This window comes from Cryobacterium lactosi (assembly GCF_004403945.1).
GTDB classification, from domain to species: domain Bacteria; phylum Actinomycetota; class Actinomycetes; order Actinomycetales; family Microbacteriaceae; genus Cryobacterium; species Cryobacterium lactosi.
Window position 1 is genome coordinate 456,675 of the sequence record NZ_SOHM01000031.1, and the last position, 17,214, is coordinate 473,888.

Genomic DNA, 17,214 nt, shown 5'->3' on the forward strand with positions numbered 1-17,214 from the left:
GCGCTACTCTCGACCAACGGGGATGCGCCGGCCAGCCGGCGACGATCCGGTTCCCGCCCCACGATCCGAAAAGGCGCGTCATGCCATTCGACATCCTGCAGCCCGGCACCGGGCCCATCCGCGCCGCGCACTACCTGCCCGCCACCCCGGCCACCGTGCTCTGGGGCCGGTTGCCCTGTGCGACGGATGCCCCGGCCCTCACGATCGACGCCGGCACCGAGGTGACCATCGACACGATCAGCCACGAGGGCGTGCTCGAAGACCAGGGCCGCGACCCGGTGGCCTTCTTCGCCGGCCACGGTGTCGACCGGGCGGGGGTGCTCGACGACGCCGTGCTGCTGGCCGGCTCGGACAGCCCGCGCGACCCTCGGCTGGACGGCCCGCACCTGGTCACCGGCCCGATCCACGTGCGGGGCGCGAAGCCGGGCGACCTGCTCAAGATGACCGTGCTCGAGGCCACCCCGCGGGTGCCGTACGGCGTGATCTCCAACCGGCACGGCCGCGGCGCCCTGCCTGGCGAATACCCCCTCGGCGAGGGCAACGTGAGCGTCTTCGCCGCGCTCGAGGACACCGAGTCCGGCCAGGTCGGCACCCTGCCGCTCGTGCCCGGCGGCCCGCGCAGCGTGCACTTTCCGCTCAACCCGTTCTTGGGCATCATGGGCGTCGCCGTCGCCGGCGCTGAACGCCCGCACTCGGTGCCGCCCGGCGCGCACGGCGGCAACATCGACATCAACCTGCTCACCGTGGGCTCGGCGCTGTACCTGCCCGTGCAGGTGCACGGCGCGCTGGCCTACGTGGGCGACCCGCACTTCGCCCAGGGCGACGGCGAGGTGGCGCTCACCGCCATGGAGGCGTCCCTGCGGGTGACCATCCGCTTCGACGTGGTGACCCAGGCCGATGCTCTCGCGGCATTCGGCGAACTGGTCGGGCCGCTGGCCGAGACGAGCGAGTTCCTGGTGCCCACCGGCATGGACGCCGACCTCGACGAGGCCGTGCGCCGGTGCGTGCGTGCCGCCATCGACCTGCTCGCCGCGCGCTACGGGATGGATCGCACCCTCGCCTACGCGTACTTGAGTGCCGCGACCGACTTCAACATCTCCCAGGTGGTCGACCTGGTGACCGGCGTGCACGCCCGCATCCGGGTGGCGGACTTCGATGTCTGAGCCGCTGGCTGTGCCCGATTCGGCTGTGCCCACACCCACCACGGTGGCCGGCGACCTGCCGGATGGCCTGCTGGCCGCGTTCGCCGGGTACGAGAATGCCCTGGCCACGAACGACCTCGCCGCGCTCGACGCCTACTTCGCCGCCGGCGAGCACACCCTGCGCGGCGACGCCACCGGTCTGCTGGTGGGCCACGACACGATCAGCGGCTTCCGCGGCGCCCGCGCCGGCACGGTGGCCAGGGGCATCCGGTCGCTGCACGTGCGGGTGATCGACCCGCGGCACGCCGTGATCGTCTCGGTCAACACCCCGGATGCCGGCGGCGCCGGCCTGGTCACCCAGCTCTGGGCTTTCGGCGAAGAAGGCACCTGGCAGGTGGAGGTGGCCCAGGTGGCCGCGCCGCCGGCCGCGATCAACCCCACGGTGTGGCGGCTGGTGGGCACCCCGCTGGTGGCTGCCCCCGACGACGCCTCGGACACCCTGGCCGGCGAGACCGTCGCCGTGAAGGACCTCTATGACATCGCCGGCTTCACAGTGGGCGCCGGCAACCCTGCCTACCTGCGCGAGGCCATGCCTGCCACCCGGACCGCCCCGGCCGTCGCGGCGCTGCTCGGCGCCGGCGCGAGCGTCACCGGTATCGCCCGGACCGACGAGTTCGCGTACAGCATCGCCGGCGACAACGAGCATTACGGCACCCCGCCCAACGTGCGGGTGCCCGGCGCCCTGCCGGGCGGCTCGTCGAGCGGACCGGCCGCCGCCGTGGCCCTGGGCCAGGCCAGCATCGGCCTGGCCACCGACACGGCGGGCTCCATCCGGGTGCCCGCGTCGTACCAGGGCCTCTGGGGGCTTCGCAGCACTCACGGCGCCGTGGACCGCACCGGACTGATGCCGTTGGCTCCCTCGTTCGACACCGTCGGCTGGCTCACCCGCACACCGGGCGTGCTGCGGGCCGCCGCCGCCTCCTCACTCGACCCCGCTTTGCAGATCACAGCGCAGCAGGACACGGAGCCTGCCAGGTTCGCGGTGTCCGGTGCGCTCGTCTTCGCCGCTGACGAGGACGTGCAGACGGCCTTCGTCGCCGGGCTGGACCGGCTCACCGACACCGCCCTGTTGCCGCCGCCGGACCTGGTCGACCTCGGCGATCTCGCCGAACTGCTGCGCATCTTCCGCATCGTTCAGGCCGCGGAGGCCTGGCGGGCCAACGGGGATTGGGTCACCGCCCACCCCGGCGCACTCGGGGCCGCCGTCGCGAGCCGGTTCGAGACGGCCTCCCGGAGCGACCCGCAAGCCGAGGCCGAGGCACGCACCGCTCTGGCCGCCGCCCGGGAGCGTCTGGACACGGTGTTGGACGGGCGCATCCTGCTGCTGCCGTCGGCGTCGTCGACGGCCCCGGCGCGGCAGACGAGCGCGGCCGCCATCGACGCGACCCGCACCGCGACGCTGACGATGACCAGCCTGGCCGGGATCGGCGGTTACCCGGCGCTGTCGGTGCCGCTCTTCGAGGCTCAGGGCAAGCCGGTCGGGCTCTGCCTGGTGGGGCCGCGGCACACCGACCTCGCCCTCATCGATATCGGGGCGGGATTCGACCGGGGACTCGCGGCCGGATTCGCGCCGAGGACGTGAACCGCGCGAAACACGACTGAAACACCTGTTGCGTAAACTGGGCACCTGAAACACATGATTCAGAACAGCCGAAGGGTGAAACAGTCATTTCCAGTCTGCCGATCAATCCGCCGTCCCGTCTGCTGATGGGCCCGGGCCCCGTGAACGCCGACCCGCGGGTGTTGCGCGCCATGTCCGCCCAGCTGGTGGGCCAGTACGACCCGTCGATGACGGCGTACATGAACGAGACCATGGAGCTCTACCGGGGCGTCTTCAAGACCACGAACGAGCAGACCCTGCTCATCGACGGGACCTCCAGGGCCGGCATCGAGGCGGCTCTGGTGTCGCTGATCAGCCCCGGCGACCGGGTGCTGGTGCCCATCTTCGGCCGGTTCGGCCACCTGCTGCGCGAGATCGCCGAACGTGCCGGCGCCGAGGTGCACGTGCGGGAGGTCGAGTGGGGCACGGTGTTCACCCCCGCCCAGATCGAGCAGGCCATCCGCGAGACCAAGCCGGCCCTGCTGGCGATCGTGCACGGCGACACCTCCACCACCGTGGCCCAGCCGCTCGACGAGCTCGGCGACATCTGCGCCAGGCACGGTGTGCTGTTCTACACCGACGTCACCGCGTCGCTGGCCGGCAACACCTTCGAGGCGGATGCCTGGGGCCTGGACGCCGTGACCGCCGGCCTGCAGAAATGCCTGGGCGGCCCCTCCGGCTCCGCCCCCGCCACCTTCTCGCCCCGCGCTGTCGAGGTGATCAATGCCCGTAAGAGCATCGAAGCGGGCATCCGCGAGGCCGGCGACGCCGTGAGCGCGCACCCGATCCGCTCCAACTATTTCGACCTGTCGATGATCTTCGACTACTGGGGCCCGAAACGGCTGAACCACCACACCGAGGCCACCACCATGCTCTACGGCGCGCGGGAGTGCGCCCGGCTGCTGGTGGACGAGGGGATCGACGCGGCCGTTGAGCGGCACCGGCTGCACGGTGCCGCGATGCTCGCGGGTGTGCAGGGCCTGGGCCTGGCCGTCTTCGGCGACCTCGAACACCGGATGAACAACGTCGTGGCCGTGCGCATCCCCGAGGGCGTCACCGGCGACGCCGTGCGCGGCGAGCTGCTGAACGACTTCGGCATCGAGATCGGTACCTCGTTCGGCCCGCTGCACGGCAAGGTCTGGCGCATCGGCACCATGGGGTACAACGCCCGCAAGGACACCGTGCTCACCACCCTGGCCGCCCTCGAGCAGGTGCTGCGCCGCTCCGGCGCCACCGTGACCGGCGGCGGCGGAGTGGGCGCCGCATACGAGGTGTACCAGGACGCCGCCGGCTCATGACTGCGCTCACCGACAGCATCCACCGCACCGGCGCCGCCGCGGTACTCGACCGCTGCGACGAACTCGCCACCCACACCAGTGCGCCCGACGGCCTGATCGAGCGGGTCTACCTCTCGCCGGAGCACGCTGCCGTGAACGCCCTGGCCGCCGGGTGGATGAGGGACGCCGGCATGGCCACCTGGCAGGACGCCGCGGGCAACCAGTGCGGCCGCCTCGAGGGAGCAACCCCCGGGCTGCCCGCGCTGCTGCTCGGCTCGCACCTGGACACCGTGCCCTCGGCCGGCCGGTACGACGGCATCCTCGGCGTGCTCACCGCCATCGCCGTGGTCGACCGCATCCAGGCCAGCGGTCGTTCCTTGCCGTTCGCGCTGGAGGTCGTGGCCTTCGGCGACGAAGAGGGCACCCGGTTCGGCACCGCGCTGCTCGGTAGCCGGGCGCTGGCCGGCACCTGGCTGGATGCCTGGTGGGAGCTGACAGACGAGGCGGGAACCACCCTGCACGACGCGTTTCTGGCCTTCGGCCTCGACCCGGCCGCCATCACCGCCGCCGCCCGCACCTCCAACGACTTCGTCGGCTACCTCGAGACCCACATCGAGCAGGGCCCGCTGCTCGAGGAGCGCGACCTGCCGCTCGGCATCGTGTCGTCGATCGCCGGCGCCCGGCGCTTCCAGATCACCGTCACCGGCAAGGCCGGCCACTCCGGCACCCCCTGGACCCACCGGAGGGACGCCCTGGCCGGCGCCAGCGAGGCCATCGTGGCCATCGAACGGCTCGCCCGCGGCGCCGACCTGATCGCCACGGTCGGGCACCTCGAGGTGTTCCCCGACGCCGTGAACGTGATCGCCGGACGGGCCGAGTTCAGCCTCGACCTGCGCGGCCGGTTCGATGCGGACCGCGACAGCGTCTGGCAGCAGATCGAGGCCCTGCTCGACGAGATCTGCGCCGCCCGCGGCCTGCACGTCGCGGTGCACCAGACGCACTCGGCGCCCGCGGCGCGCTGCAGCGACAGGTTGCGCGGGGTGATCGCGGCGGGCATCGAGGCTGCGGGCATCCGTGCCGGCGCCGCTGCCGAAGCCGAACCGCTTGAGCTGCTCTCGATGGCCGGCCACGACGCCATGGCCGTTGCCCACCTCACCGAGATCGGCATGCTCTTCGTGCGCTGCGCCGGGGGAGTGAGCCACCACCCCGACGAATCCGTCACCGAAGCCGATGTGGCCCGGGCGCTGGATGCCTTCGAGGCCGCGGTGCTGGCCTTGGCCGACGCGCACCCCGCCCAGGCGCAGCAGCCGCGGGACCCCGCATGACCATGAACATCGGCCAGCGCATCGACGGCCGGTACGGCGAACTCTCGCCGCAGGAACAGCGTGCCGCGGACTTCATCCTCGACCACATGAGCGACCTCGCGGTGTACAACGCGTCGGAGCTGGCCAGGCTCAGCGGCGTGTCCAAGGCCACAGTGTCCAGGCTGTTCCGCCGCCTCGGCTTCCAGGATTCCGCCGAGGTGCGCGAGCACGCCAGAGCACTCCGCAGTCTGGGCGCACCGCTCGGCGGTCCGGGAGCCTCCGCCGGCACACCGTCGAGGCTGGCCGCGCACGCCGAAGCCGAACACGACAACCTGCGCCGCCTGCTGGTGACCCTGGAGGACGGCCGGCTCGACGCCGCCGCCCGGCTGGTGCAGTCGGCCCAGAACGTGGTGATCGTGGGGCTGCGCAACAGCTACCCGCTGGCGCTGCACCTGCGGCAGCAGCTGGTGCAGGCACGCGACCACGTGCGGCTCGCGCCGCTGCCCGGCCAGTCGCTCGGCGAAGAGCTGGCCGGTCTCGGCCCGCGTGACGTGGTGGTGCTGATGGGCTTCCGCCGCCGCGTGTCCGGTTTCGGCGACATCGTGGCCGCCATTCGCCGCCGCGACGTGCCGCTGGTGCTCATCGCCGATTCCTCGGCCCGCAAGTACTCCGATCAGGCCACGCACTGGCTGGAATGCCCGGTGGACTCGGTGTCGGCGTTCGACAGCTACGCCACGGCGATGAGCCTGGTGAACCTGCTGGCCACCGGCGCGATGGGCGCTCAGGTGCGCGAGAGCCGCACCCGGATCGCGGCCATCACGAGCGTCTATGAAGACCTCGAGGAACTCGAAGCACCCTGGTGACCACGACTCATGCGGTCGACGGCTCGTCGACGTCCAGGCCCGTGCCCAGGTCGTCGCAGGGCACCGCGGTGACCCGGTGCGCCACCAGGTACGGTCGCGCGCCGGTGTCGCCGGTCAGGGCCGCTCGCAGCGGCGCCCAGTGCTCGCGGCCGATGACCACCGGATGCCCGGGCAGTCCCGCGAAGTGCGCCTGCCGGAGGGTATCCGGCGTCACGGCGTCGACCAGCCGCCGCACAATGGCCGCATTCAGGTCGGGCACATCCACCGGAACCAGGGCCACTGCGGTCACGGCGTCACCGTCGGTCTCCGGCTTGTCGCGTTGCAGCCTGTCGAGCCCGGCATCGAGGGACGCCGACAGTCCCGCTGCCCAGTCCTGCGCCTGCACAACCCGCAGCCTGTCCGGCCGCTCGAACCTGTCGGAAGCTGCGCGAAGCAGGCTCTCCGCCTCGGCACCGCTCGCCCCCAGCACCACCAGGATCGGATCGCAGCCGGCGGCCTCCAGGGCCAGGGCGGCACGCACCAGCCAGGGTTCCCCGGTCGCCTCGACGACCAGCGCCTTGGGGCGTCCGTACCGGCTGCCGGCGCCGGCGGCCAGGACCAGCCCGGCCACCCGCGGCGCGTGTGCCGGCCGGGTGAGATCGTCGGAATGCATGCCTGTCATCGTACGGGCCGCGGCCCAACCCGCTCCTCGACCTCGCCACCCTTCTCGACCGACGATCGCCATCCGGAGGACCCCATGACCACGATTCCCGCCGGCGACGATCTGCGCACCGCGCTCCTCGCCTGCCTGGCCGTGCCCCGCTGGGCCGACGAGGTCGCCGGTCACGCGCCCTTTGCCTCGGCCGCCGAGCTCATCGAGACCGCCAGGGTGGCCGCCACCCCGCTGCCCAGGAGTGAGATCGACCAGGCCATGGCGGAGCATCCGCGGATCGGCGACAGGCCCACCGGCACCTCGCCGGCCGCTGGGTTCTCCCGCACCGAGCAGGCCTCGGTCGATGCCGACGACGCCGAGCTCGCAGCGGCCATCGCCGACGGCAACCGGGTTTACGAGGAGCGGTTCGGCCGGGTCTTCCTCATCCGGGCGGCCGGACGCAGCCGCCGGGAGATCCTCGCCGAACTGCAACGCCGGCTGGCCCTCGACGACCACACCGAGGCCGGCATCGTCGGCTCGGAGTTGCGCGACATCGCCCTACTCCGTTTGGGAGTTCTGGCCCTGCAGTGGCAGGATGTCCCGGTGCCCGAATCCGCAACCCCCGACTCCGCCGCCTCGCAGGACGCCCCGCGATGAGCGCGCGCAGTCACATCACGACCCACGTGCTCGATTCGGTGACCGGACGGCCCGCTGCAGCCATCAGCGTTGTGCTCGAACACCACGCACACGGCAGCTGGCGTGAGGTGGCGACCGCGCAGACGGATGCCGACGGCCGGGTCAGCGAACTCGGTCCAGAGGCCGTCTCCGCGGGGCGGTACCGCATCACCTTCGACACCGGAAGCTACTTCGCCGCCCGCGGGCAGGCGACCTTCTACCCGCACGTCACCATCGTCTTCGAGCTGGCCGACGAGTCGGCGCACTATCACGTGCCGCTGCTGCTCAGCCCGTTCGCGTACTCCACCTACCGGGGCAGCTGAGCCGGACCGCGCTAGTGGGTTGCCGGAAGCGCGCCCGGGTCGGCCCGGCCGCTAGACGTCGAGCGCCGCCACCAGGCTCGCATCCTGCGGGTCGATGGCCCGCACGCTGTTCACCCTGCGGTCCACCAAGCGGGTGCGTATGGTGGCCGCCACCGCGGTGGACGTGCGGTCCAACAGGTCGATCATGGCCGTGCGGTTCTTCGCCGACTCGGTGGGGTTCGCCGCGGTGATCGACTGCGGGTTCAGCCAGGTCGCCCAGGTGTCGGGTTCGAGGAAGGCCGGCATCCGGTCGTGCACCTCGCCGGAGGCATCCCTGGCCTCCCGGGTGACCACGGCGAAGACGCGGGACCACCCACCGTCGGCGTCCTTCGACGCCCAACTGAGCCCGGCGGCGGCGAGCAGACCGTCGCCGTGGATGAAGTGCGGTTGCTTGGCGCCCTTCTCTCCGGTCCACTCGTAGTAACCGAGCATCGGCACGATGCAGCGGGCATTCGAGAACGCGCCGACCCAGAAACGCTGGTCGAGCTTTTCGAGCCGGGCGTTGATGATGGGCCCGCGACGCGGTGCCCCGGCCGGCTGGGGCCAGTCCCAGGTGGCGAGCGTCACCTCCCTGGTGGGATGCTCGGCGCCCTCTGGCTGCCACTCGCGCACGATGGGGGCCGGGTCGGTGGGCGCGATGCTGTAGCTGGGCCGCCAGTCGCCGGCGCGGCCGCCGGCCGCGACGAAATCCCGAATCAGGTCGTCGACGTCTTCATTCATCGCAAATCTGCCGCACATGAGGGCGAGAGTACCCCGTCAGCGCCACCGAGTCACGCGTGGACCGGCTCAGCTTTGGGCACCCACACGAGACGAGAACCGTACGAGGTAGCCGTCCGGGTCCTGCACCAGAAACTGGGCCACACCGGCCCGGGTGGCCCCGGTCTCGTACCACTTGGTCTCTGCGGCCATGAACAGCGGCCACTCGGCCGCGGCGAGGCGCTCGAGCAGCCCGGCGATGTCGGGCAGCATGATCTGAAAGTTGATGCCGCGTCCGAGCGGGCGCTCCAGGGCGCCGGGGATCCAGTTCCGCCCGACGCCGACCTGCTCGAGCATCAGATGGGCGGTGCCGGTGCGCAGGTACGCGAAACCGTCATCTGGCCGGTCGTAGAGCACCTCGAAGCCACAGAGGCCGACCCAGAAGTCCAGACTGGCAGCGAGATCCTCGATCAGGAGCTCGGGCACCAGATCCGGGAAGAACACCGGCTCCGGCGACGAGGAAGTGTCGGTGCCTGCTGCGCTCATGCGTTCCAGTATGGCGGCGAGCCGTGCGCTATCCGCTTCCTGAGGGCGTCCGCTCCGCCACAATCGACTCATGAGCCACGAATCGAGTCCACCCGGCGAAGTCTTGATCGAGAGTGCCACCCCAGAGGATCTGCCGGCATTGGCCGGGTTGCGCTGGCGGTGGGTCCTGGAGAACGAGGGCGATCCCGTCGTCAGCCTCGACGAGTTCGTAAGGGTCTTCGCCGAATGGGCGCTGGCGCACAGCGCGTCGCACCACTGCACGATCGCCCGCCGCGGCGAGACCGTCGTGGGCATGGCCTGGCTGGCCACGATTGCCCGCGTGCCGAGTTCGCGGGCGCCGGTGCGGGCCTCCGGCGACGTGCAGAGTGTGTACGTCGTCCCTGCCGAACGAAACTTCGGCATTGGCGGGCGGATGCTCGCTGCCGTCCTTGAGCGAGCCTTCGACGCCGGCCTCGAGCGGGTCACCGTGCACTCGACGGCCGGTGCCGTCACCGCGTACGAGCGGGCCGGCTTCGCCGCATCCGCATGCCTGCTTCAGGCCACTCGCACGCCCTGACGCGGCAACTGTTGCCACGTCGGACACATGGTCCCGGTACGCCGGGCACATTTGTCCGCACGGGCAACAGTCGCGCCGTAGAAGCCTCGGGCTGTGGAAGGCTGAGGTCATGACGCGCACCGACCCACATCCCGCCACCGACGAGCACCGGTCGCTGGACGAGTTCCTCGACTATCAGCGGGAGACCCTGCTGCTCAAGGCCGAGGGGCTGGACCGGGCGGGCCTCAACGTCGCGGTGGCGCCATCCACCCTCACCCTGGCCGGCCTGCTCAAACACCTGGCCTTCGTGGAGGACCGCTGGATCCAGTCCAGGTTCCTCGGCCGCTCCGACGACGAGCTCGAACCCTGGGGCAGCGCTCCGTGGCACGAGGACCGCGATTGGGAGTTCACGAGCGCCGCCGACGACGACCCCGACGAGCTGCGTGCGCTGTACCGGGTGGCCTGCGAACGCAGCCGCCGCGCCACAGCCGGCCGGAGCCTCGACGAGCTCGTGGTCACGCCGGGCCGGGACGGCGAGGTGTGGAGCCTCCGTTGGATCCTGCTGCACCTGATCGAGGAGACGGCCAGGCACTCTGGCCACGCCGACCTGATCCGCGAGGCCGTGGACGGGACCGTCGGCGAGTAACAGTTGGCCGGGCTGGCGGTTCCCCTCGGCGCGCACGCCGGTTACGGTGTGCGCATGAGCGCATCGACCCAGTGGGCACCGCCATCCGTTCCCGCCGACGGGTGGAACAACAACCAGATCGCGGTGGGGGCGCGCACGGTGTTCCTGTGGGCGCTCGGCGTGCTCGTCGGCTCGTGGGTTTTTGCTATCGGGCTGGCCTCGTCGCAGAGCCTCGGCGTCTTTGTGTCCTGGTTGGGCTCCGCCACCGCGACGGGCCTGGCGATCTGGGCGATCGTCCTGGGCAGCATCGGCGTCGGCCGCGCGGCGAAGCTCGGCGGCTACCGCCGCGGCACCGCGCTCACGGGTCTGCTCGGCGGCCTTGGCGTTCTGTTGATCGCCCCGGTCGTGGTGCTGCTCGGCTCGCTCCTGCTCCTGGGGTGAGCGCCCCAGCCCAGCTTGGCGGGGTTACGGGGCGGTGACGCGGCGGCCCCGCACGAAGACACCGGTGATGGCCGGCTGGCGGAGGGCCATCAACAGGGCGAACAGGGTCTGGTCGGTGGCCATGGCCTCGTCGTCGGCGCGGATGCCGTTGGCCAGCACCGCCGCGAGCGGCTCCCACCGGTCGGGCTCGATGAGCAGGAAGTCCGCATCCTTGCCCACATCGAGGTTGCCATAGCGCTCTTCCATGTCGAGCGCCCGGGCACCGGCCAGGGTGGCGGTGAACAGCAGCTCGGCGGGGCTGATCGACAGGCCCGCGTCGCCCGGCTCGGACAGGTGCACCTTGAAGCAGTCGTTGAGCACCCGGCTCATCAGCCACTCGTCGCCGGCGCCGATGTCCGAGCCCAGCGCCACGTTCACGCCGAAGCCCGTGGTGCGAGTCCACGGCATGGTGCCGGAGCCGAGGAACTGCTGCGAGGTGGGGCAGTGCGCGATCGACGAGCCGGTCTCGGCCAGCCTGGACAGCTCGACGTCCTCGCAGTGCACGGCGTGCGCCAGGATGCTGCGGCGCCCGAGCAGGCTCGACCCGCCGACGACGGAGCCGGGCAGGAACTTCCCGTCGTAGGTGTCCAGGTAGTTCTCAACCTGGTAGATGGCCTTGACCACGTCGATCTCGCCGGTCTCCGGGCGGTTGTTCTCGTTGAGGTGGCTGTGGAAGTAGACCCCGTCGCCGCGCACCCCGTCGTAGAGCTCACCGAGCGCCGCCAGGGTGTGCGGTGTCACCGACAGGCTGAACCTGGGCACCACGGCGACCTGCAGCAGCGCCGTGCGCGGGTCCCCGGTGTCGCGGGCGTGCCAGCGAGAGATCTCGTCGCCGACCAGGTCGAGGGCACGGGCCTCCGAGGTGACCAGGGCGCTGGCCGACTCCGGCCCGACGGTCTGGATGCCGCGGCCGCTGACCAGGCGAAGCCCGGCCCGCTCCGACTCGGCGAACAGCGCGTCCTGGGCGTGCGGGAACGCCGAGCCGAACACCAGGGCGCTCGTGGTTCCCGCCGCGGTGCGCCGCCGGGTGAAGTCGCGGGCGATCGCGGCGGCGAACTCGTCGTCCTGCAGCCGGGTCTCGGCGGGGAACACACAGTTGTCCAGCCACTCGAGCAGCTGGCCTCCGCCGTAGGCATCCGTGGAGTAGGTCTGCGGAAAGTGAATGTGGGTGTCGACGAAGCCGGGCAGGATGAAGCCGCCCCCGGTGTCGGTCACCGGCAGAGACGAGAAGCCCGCTGGCAGGTCGGCGGCCCGGCCGACCCAGGCGATGGTGCCGTCGGATGCGGTGACCAGGGCGCCCTGGGGCAGGGAGACCAGGTGGGCCGGCGCTTCGGCGAGAGTGGGGGAGCCGGTGACGTGGAAGACGTGGCCGAGGTAGACGTGCCCCAAGGATGTGGCGGCGACGCTCATCAGACCAGCCCGGTGTACGAATCCCAGGCCGGACCGGCATCCGTGGCGTCGTCGTGCATGACGGATGCCTGGATGAGCCCGTACGGCCGGTCGGCGGCGTGGTAGACCTCGTTGTTGTTCTCCACACCGAACGGCGAGAGGTCGTAGAGGAAGTGGTGCTTGTTGGGGGCGGACAACCGGATCTCGGCGATGTTCGGGTAGGCCTCGAGTACGGCCTGGCCCATCTTGTAGAGGGTCTGCTGCAGGGCCAGGGAGTGCACCACGGCGAATTGGGTCTTCAGGATCGCCGCGATGCCCGCGTAGGTGGCCTCCCAGTCGACGTCGGTGTGGTCGGTGAAGCGCCAGCCGGCCGTGAGCGACGTGGCCATCACCCGGTCGTTGGTGGGCTGCAGCAGCGTGTACGGATCCTGCATGAAGCCGGAGAACTCGGACCCGGTGGACTTGAGCAGGATCAGGTCTTTCAGACCGCCGACCACCCAGATCTGCTGCTCGTCGCCGGTGCCCTCCACGGAGATCGCCGCGGTGCGCACCTCCTGGCCGCGCCGCACCCAGGTGTGGTCGTGCTCGGTGCCGTCCACGACGACGCGTTCCCAGGCGAATTCCTCGATCTCCACCCGGGAGCCGGCCACCGAAGTGATGTGGTCGACGAAGTGGGTGGCCAGGTCGAGCCCGTAGCTCTCGATCGACAGCAGGCCCTTCTCCTTGGCGAAGGAGTACGCGGTCTGCTTCTGGGTGTCGGTGGGCAGTACCTGCAGCTGGTCGCCCGCCAGGTGCGCGTCGGCGAAGTCGCCGTGCAGCGCCGTGGAGACGCTGATGTCGTGGATCTCGTGACGGGGCGTGTCGCGGTAGATGCGCACGATGCGGTTCTCCGCCTTGCCGTAGCGGTTGGGTCCGAGGACTATCGACATGTGGTGCTCCTTCGGGGGTTCGGCGTGAGGCGTCGGTCGGGAAAGCAGGGGGTCAGCGGGCAGCGAGTCGTCAACGGGCGCTGAGCAGGCGACCGGCGGGGGGCCGGGCGGATGCGACTGGCGGGCCCGACGCGTCACCATCGAGCGCGTAGACCACGTCGCCGGCCAGCCAGGTGGTGTGTACCCGACCGAACAGGGTTGCACCGTCGAAGGCGCTCACCCGGTTCTTGTGCCGCAGGGTGTCGACGTTCACGGTGAAGGCTTCATCGGGTGCGAACGCGACCAGGTCGGCCGCGGCGCCGACGGCGATCCGGCCGGCCGGCACTCCCACGAAACCGGCGGTTGCCCCGGCCATCCAGTGCAGTACCTGCTCCAGTGCCACGCCGCGAGCCCTGGCCGCGGTCCAGACGGCGGGCAGGCTCAGCTGCAACCCGGAGATGCCGCCCCAGGCCAGGCCGAAGTCGCCGCCGTGGCCGAGTTTGAGTTCGCGGGTGGCGGGCGAGTGGTCGGAGGCGATGAGGTCGATGACGCCGTCGGCCAGGCCCTGCCAGAGCAGGTCCCGGTTGCCCTCGCCGCGGATCGGCGGGCAGCACTTGAACGCCGTGGCGCCGTCCGCGATGCTCTCGGCGGCGAAGCTGAGGTAGTGCGGGCAGGTCTCCACGGTGATGGGCAGACCCTCGGCGCGGGCGGCGGCCAGCCTCGGCAGCACCTGCGCTGACGAGAGGTGCAGGATGTGGGCGCGCACACCGGTGCGCCGCACGACGTCGATCACGCGCGAGATGGCGGCGTCCTCCGCGGCGTCGGGCCGGCTGGCCATGAAGTCCCGGTAGTGGCTGCCGCCGGAATTCTGGCTGCTCTCCAGCACGGCCGGGTCTTCCGCGTGCACCACGAGCAGACCGCCGAAGCCGGCGATCTCGGTGGCCGCGGCCTCGAGCTCGGCGGGGGAGAGGTGCGGGAATTCGTCGACGCCGGAGGGGGAGAGGAAGGCCTTGAACCCGAAGACACCGGCGTCATGCAGCGGCTCGAGCGAGCCGAGGTTGGCCGGGATGGCACCGCCCCAGAAACCCACGTTCACCGTGGCCTGCGGCGCGGCAGCCTGACGCTTCAGCTCGAGCGCGGCTACCGTCGTGGTCGGCGGGATGCTGTTCAGCGGCATGTCGACGATGGTGGTGACCCCGCCGGCAGCAGCGGCGAGGGTGGCGCTGGCAAAGCCCTCCCAGTCGGTGCGGCCGGGCTCGTTGACGTGCACGTGAGAGTCGACGATGCCCGGCTGCAGCACTTGGCCGGCCGGGAGGGTGATGTCCACAACGGTCTCGAGCGCGGCATCCCAGGGTTCGATGGCGCGGACGACGCCGTCGGTGATCGCCACGGCGGCCGGCGCGAAACCCGGAGCCGACGCGTCCGGGGCGAGCACTCGAGCCGAGCGGATGACCAGGTCGTACATCGGGTTCTCCTTCTCGGTTCGAGAGCGTCTCGGGGGCCTCGTCGAGGCCTCTTCTGTCACCCTAGTGAACTCGTTCAGCCGTCGTTCCGGGGTTCCGAAACCTGTCGGACACACGACGTGCGCGGTCGGTGAAACACCGACGTGACGGGTGACCCTATGCCGTCGGGTACCCTGCGACGTAGTCGTCGATGGACGCCAGATAGGCCGCCTTCTCGTCGTCGGACAGCCACGACGCCCGGAACGAGTTCTTGGCCAGCAGCACCAGCTCGGAGGTGTCCAGTCCGGCCTTCTCGGCCAGCGCCAGGTAGTTGTCGGCCACGTAGGCGCCGAAGTAGGCGGGGTCGTCGGAGTTGACGGTGACCAGCACGCCGAAGTTCATCAGGGCCACCATCTCGACGGCCTTCATGTCGGCCGTCACGAAACTGTTCGACACCGGGCAGCAGGTGAGCCCCAGGCCCCGCTCACGCACCAGGGTGACCAGCTCGGGGTTCTCCACGATGTTGGTGCCGTGGTCGATGCGGTCCACCTGGATGTCTTCGAGGACCTGGCGGATGTTCTCGATGCTGCCGGCCTGGTCGATATCGCAGTGCATCGTGAGCTTGAGCCCGTTCTCCCTGGCCAGAGCGAAGACCGCGGCGAATTTGGCCGGCGGATTCTCACGCTCGTCGGAGTCGAGACCGACGCCGATGAACCGGTCCTTGTACGGCAGTGCGGATGTCAGGGTCTCCAGCGCACTCTCGGCGGAGAAGTCGCGCAGGAAGCAGAGGATCAGCTCGGCCGAGACACCGAGGTCGGCGGCATCCATGGCGGCCCGGTGGTAGCCGAGGATCACTGTCTCGATGCTCACGCCCCGGGAGGTGTGCGCCTGCGGGTCGAAGAACGCCTCCACCCGGCGCACGCCGTCGGCCGCGGCGCGGCGGAAGTAGGCGGTGGCGAGGTCGTAGAAGTCGGCCTCGGTGACGAGAACGTTCATCGCCGGGTAGTAGACGCCGAGGAAGCTCGCGAGCGAGTCGAACTCGTAGGTGGCGCGCACCTGCTCCACAGTGCTCTGGCCGATGTCCACACCGTTTCGACGGGCCAGCTCGAGCTTGAGTTCGGGCTCGAGGGTGCCTTCGAGGTGCAGGTGCAGCTCGGCCTTGGGCAGGCCGACGACGAAGGCCGGGGTCGGTACGATGGCTGTAGACATTGGGGTTCCTTTCTGGGCGGACCCCGTGACGCTATCACGCCAGGGTTCCGGGGCTGCTCGGGGAGGAATCCCACGTTTCAGCACGCCTTTTCGGACGTAATGAGCCGGAAATGTTGTGGTCTTCATGGCGTCACACTCAGCAATTAGTGTTCGAGTCATCCGAACGTTTGTTGCAGCGGATGCGGTGCCGTGAAACACCACAATCACACCAGCCCCACCCAGCACGACAGTACGACAGCAGCACAGCGTCACTTCACGACATCACATTCACACAGCAGGCAATCCGCCCCAGCACGCCGTTGAGTTCCACGGCAACCCCCGAGCACCATCGAGAGGACCAGCGTCATGACGCACGCCCCCATTTCCATGATCACCCGTCGATCAGTCACGAGCATGGGTAAGGGAGTGGCCGTCGCGGCTGCGCTCACCCTGCTCCTCAGCTCCTGCGCGAGCGATGCCGGCTCCTCCGCGGACGGCTCCGGCGACGCCGCGTCGTTCGGCGACGCGAGCATCCAGCTCTCCTGGATCAAGAACACCGAGTTCATGGGCGAGTTCGTGGCCGATGACGCCGGTTACTTCACCGAAGCGGGCTTCGACTCCGTGGACCTGATTCCCGGCCCGGCCTCCGCCGAAGCCGGCGTCCTCTCCGGCAACGTCGACATCGGCATCGGCAACGCCATCTCCACGGGCACCGTCATCGCCGAGGAGGGCGCACCGCTGAAGATCATCGGCGCGACGTACCAGAAGAACCCGTTCACCATCCTCTCGCTCAAGGGCGTCGGCAACATCGCCACCCTCGACGACCTCGCGGGCAAGACCATCGGTGTGCAGGCCAGCAACCAGAGCCTGTGGGAGGCGTTCCTCGCGGTCAACGAGATCGACCCGTCCACGATCACCGTCGTTCCGGTCGAGTACGACCCGACCCCGCTGTTCAACGGCGAGGTCGACGGCTGGTTCGCGTACCTCACCAACGAGTCGATCGACGCCGAGCTGGCCGGTCTCGACCCGGTCAACCTGCCGCTGGCCGACAACGGCCTGCCGTTCGTCGCCGAGACCTTCACGGCCTCTGACGACGCGATCGCGAACGACCGCGAGATGCTCAAGGCCCTGCTGGTCGCCGAGATCAAGGGCTGGGCCGACGCGATCAACGATCCCACCGCTGCCGCCACCCTCACCGTGGACACCTACGGCAAGGACCTCGGGCTGACCATGGAGAAGGAGACCCGCCAGGCGGAGATCCAGGCCACCGACCTCGTCGTGAGCGACGACACCAAGGCCAACGGCCTGTTCACCATCAGCGACGACCTGCAGAAGGAATCCATCAAGACGCTGAAGGCCGCCGGCATCGACATCGACGCCGACACCCTGTTCGACATGAGCCTGCTGGCCGAGGTCTACGAGGAGAACCCCGACCTCATCGCCTACAGCAAGTAACCGGTCCCACCACACACAGTCGCTCCACAGTTCGGC

General features: G+C 70.3%; 18 protein-coding genes. 11 read left to right on the plus strand and 7 right to left on the minus strand.

Features of this window, described 5'->3' with window-relative positions:
- The first annotated feature begins 80 nt into the window (after positions 1-80).
- The 5 genes from E3T61_RS15710 (at position 81) to E3T61_RS15730 (ending at position 6,246) form a co-directional block, all read left to right on the plus strand.
- Positions 81-1,163, plus strand: a complete 1,083-nt coding sequence (locus tag E3T61_RS15710; RefSeq protein WP_134641747.1) for an acetamidase/formamidase family protein — start codon at positions 81-83, stop codon at positions 1,161-1,163.
- Positions 1,156-2,784 (plus strand): AtzH-like domain-containing protein, encoded by a 1,629-nt coding sequence (locus E3T61_RS15715; protein ID WP_134641748.1) that lies wholly within the window; start codon positions 1,156-1,158, stop codon positions 2,782-2,784. The genes E3T61_RS15710 and E3T61_RS15715 overlap by 8 nt, the downstream gene beginning before the upstream one ends.
- A gap of 125 nt (positions 2,785-2,909) precedes the next feature.
- A complete protein-coding gene (locus E3T61_RS15720; protein WP_134641749.1) occupies positions 2,910-4,100 on the plus strand; it encodes a pyridoxal-phosphate-dependent aminotransferase family protein in 1,191 nt (396 codons plus the stop codon).
- Positions 4,097-5,404 carry an allantoate amidohydrolase gene (locus tag E3T61_RS15725; protein ID WP_134641750.1) on the plus strand — a complete coding sequence of 436 codons (1,308 nt, stop codon included), beginning with the start codon at positions 4,097-4,099 and terminating at the stop codon, positions 5,402-5,404. The genes E3T61_RS15720 and E3T61_RS15725 overlap by 4 nt, the downstream gene beginning before the upstream one ends.
- Entirely contained in the window at positions 5,401-6,246 is an 846-nt protein-coding gene (locus E3T61_RS15730; RefSeq protein ID WP_241992612.1) for a MurR/RpiR family transcriptional regulator, read from the plus strand. Before E3T61_RS15725 ends, E3T61_RS15730 begins: the two co-directional genes overlap by 4 nt.
- 7 nt (positions 6,247-6,253) lie before the next feature.
- Here the strand turns inward: E3T61_RS15730 and E3T61_RS15735 are convergent, their stop codons facing one another.
- On the minus strand, positions 6,254-6,898 hold the full coding sequence (locus tag E3T61_RS15735) for a nucleotidyltransferase family protein (RefSeq protein ID WP_134641751.1): 645 nt from the start codon (positions 6,896-6,898) through the stop codon (positions 6,254-6,256).
- Between the two features lie 84 nt (positions 6,899-6,982).
- Between E3T61_RS15735 and uraD the strand changes: the two genes are divergently transcribed.
- Entirely contained in the window at positions 6,983-7,534 is a 552-nt protein-coding gene (uraD, locus tag E3T61_RS15740) for a 2-oxo-4-hydroxy-4-carboxy-5-ureidoimidazoline decarboxylase (protein WP_134641752.1), read from the plus strand.
- Positions 7,531-7,875: a hydroxyisourate hydrolase gene (gene uraH / locus E3T61_RS15745; protein WP_134641753.1), complete on the plus strand. Its 345-nt coding sequence runs from the start codon at positions 7,531-7,533 to the stop codon at positions 7,873-7,875. Before uraD ends, uraH begins: the two co-directional genes overlap by 4 nt.
- Before the next feature lie 51 nt (positions 7,876-7,926).
- Here the strand turns inward: uraH and E3T61_RS15750 are convergent, their stop codons facing one another.
- Both E3T61_RS15750 and E3T61_RS15755 read right to left on the minus strand, forming a co-directional pair.
- Complete coding sequence (locus E3T61_RS15750) at positions 7,927-8,652, minus strand: SOS response-associated peptidase (RefSeq protein WP_134641754.1); 726 nt, start codon at positions 8,650-8,652, stop codon at positions 7,927-7,929.
- A 48-nt stretch (positions 8,653-8,700) separates the two neighbouring features.
- A complete protein-coding gene (locus E3T61_RS15755; protein ID WP_166793271.1) occupies positions 8,701-9,156 on the minus strand; it encodes a bleomycin resistance protein in 456 nt (151 codons plus the stop codon).
- A gap of 70 nt (positions 9,157-9,226) precedes the next feature.
- Here E3T61_RS15755 and E3T61_RS15760 point away from each other — a divergent pair, with 70 nt between their 5' ends.
- The 3 genes from E3T61_RS15760 (at position 9,227) to E3T61_RS15770 (ending at position 10,757) form a co-directional block, all read left to right on the plus strand.
- The gene (locus tag E3T61_RS15760; protein ID WP_134641755.1) at positions 9,227-9,712 is read left to right on the plus strand and encodes a GNAT family N-acetyltransferase; all 486 of its coding nucleotides are present in this window, start codon (positions 9,227-9,229) and stop codon (positions 9,710-9,712) included.
- A 109-nt stretch (positions 9,713-9,821) separates the two neighbouring features.
- On the plus strand, positions 9,822-10,337 hold the full coding sequence (locus E3T61_RS15765) for a DinB family protein (RefSeq protein ID WP_134641756.1): 516 nt from the start codon (positions 9,822-9,824) through the stop codon (positions 10,335-10,337).
- Positions 10,338-10,391: 54 nt separating this feature from the next.
- Positions 10,392-10,757: a hypothetical protein gene (locus tag E3T61_RS15770; RefSeq protein ID WP_134641757.1), complete on the plus strand. Its 366-nt coding sequence runs from the start codon at positions 10,392-10,394 to the stop codon at positions 10,755-10,757.
- Between the two features lie 24 nt (positions 10,758-10,781).
- Here E3T61_RS15770 and E3T61_RS15775 read toward each other — a convergent pair whose 3' ends face one another.
- The 4 genes from E3T61_RS15775 to add form a co-directional block, all read right to left on the minus strand.
- Positions 10,782-12,206 carry an amidohydrolase family protein gene (locus E3T61_RS15775; protein WP_134641758.1) on the minus strand — a complete coding sequence of 475 codons (1,425 nt, stop codon included), beginning with the start codon at positions 12,204-12,206 and terminating at the stop codon, positions 10,782-10,784.
- Positions 12,206-13,114 (minus strand): factor-independent urate hydroxylase, encoded by a 909-nt coding sequence (gene pucL / locus E3T61_RS15780; RefSeq protein ID WP_134641759.1) that lies wholly within the window; start codon positions 13,112-13,114, stop codon positions 12,206-12,208. The genes E3T61_RS15775 and pucL overlap by 1 nt, the downstream gene beginning before the upstream one ends.
- A gap of 70 nt (positions 13,115-13,184) precedes the next feature.
- Positions 13,185-14,558: an allantoinase AllB gene (gene allB / locus E3T61_RS15785; protein WP_134641760.1), complete on the minus strand. Its 1,374-nt coding sequence runs from the start codon at positions 14,556-14,558 to the stop codon at positions 13,185-13,187.
- Positions 14,559-14,712: 154 nt separating this feature from the next.
- Positions 14,713-15,744 (minus strand): adenosine deaminase, encoded by a 1,032-nt coding sequence (add, locus tag E3T61_RS15790; RefSeq protein WP_134641761.1) that lies wholly within the window; start codon positions 15,742-15,744, stop codon positions 14,713-14,715.
- A 345-nt stretch (positions 15,745-16,089) separates the two neighbouring features.
- Here add and E3T61_RS15795 point away from each other — a divergent pair, with 345 nt between their 5' ends.
- Positions 16,090-17,178 carry an ABC transporter substrate-binding protein gene (locus E3T61_RS15795; RefSeq protein ID WP_241992613.1) on the plus strand — a complete coding sequence of 363 codons (1,089 nt, stop codon included), beginning with the start codon at positions 16,090-16,092 and terminating at the stop codon, positions 17,176-17,178.
- The last annotated feature ends 36 nt before the right edge of the window (positions 17,179-17,214 follow it).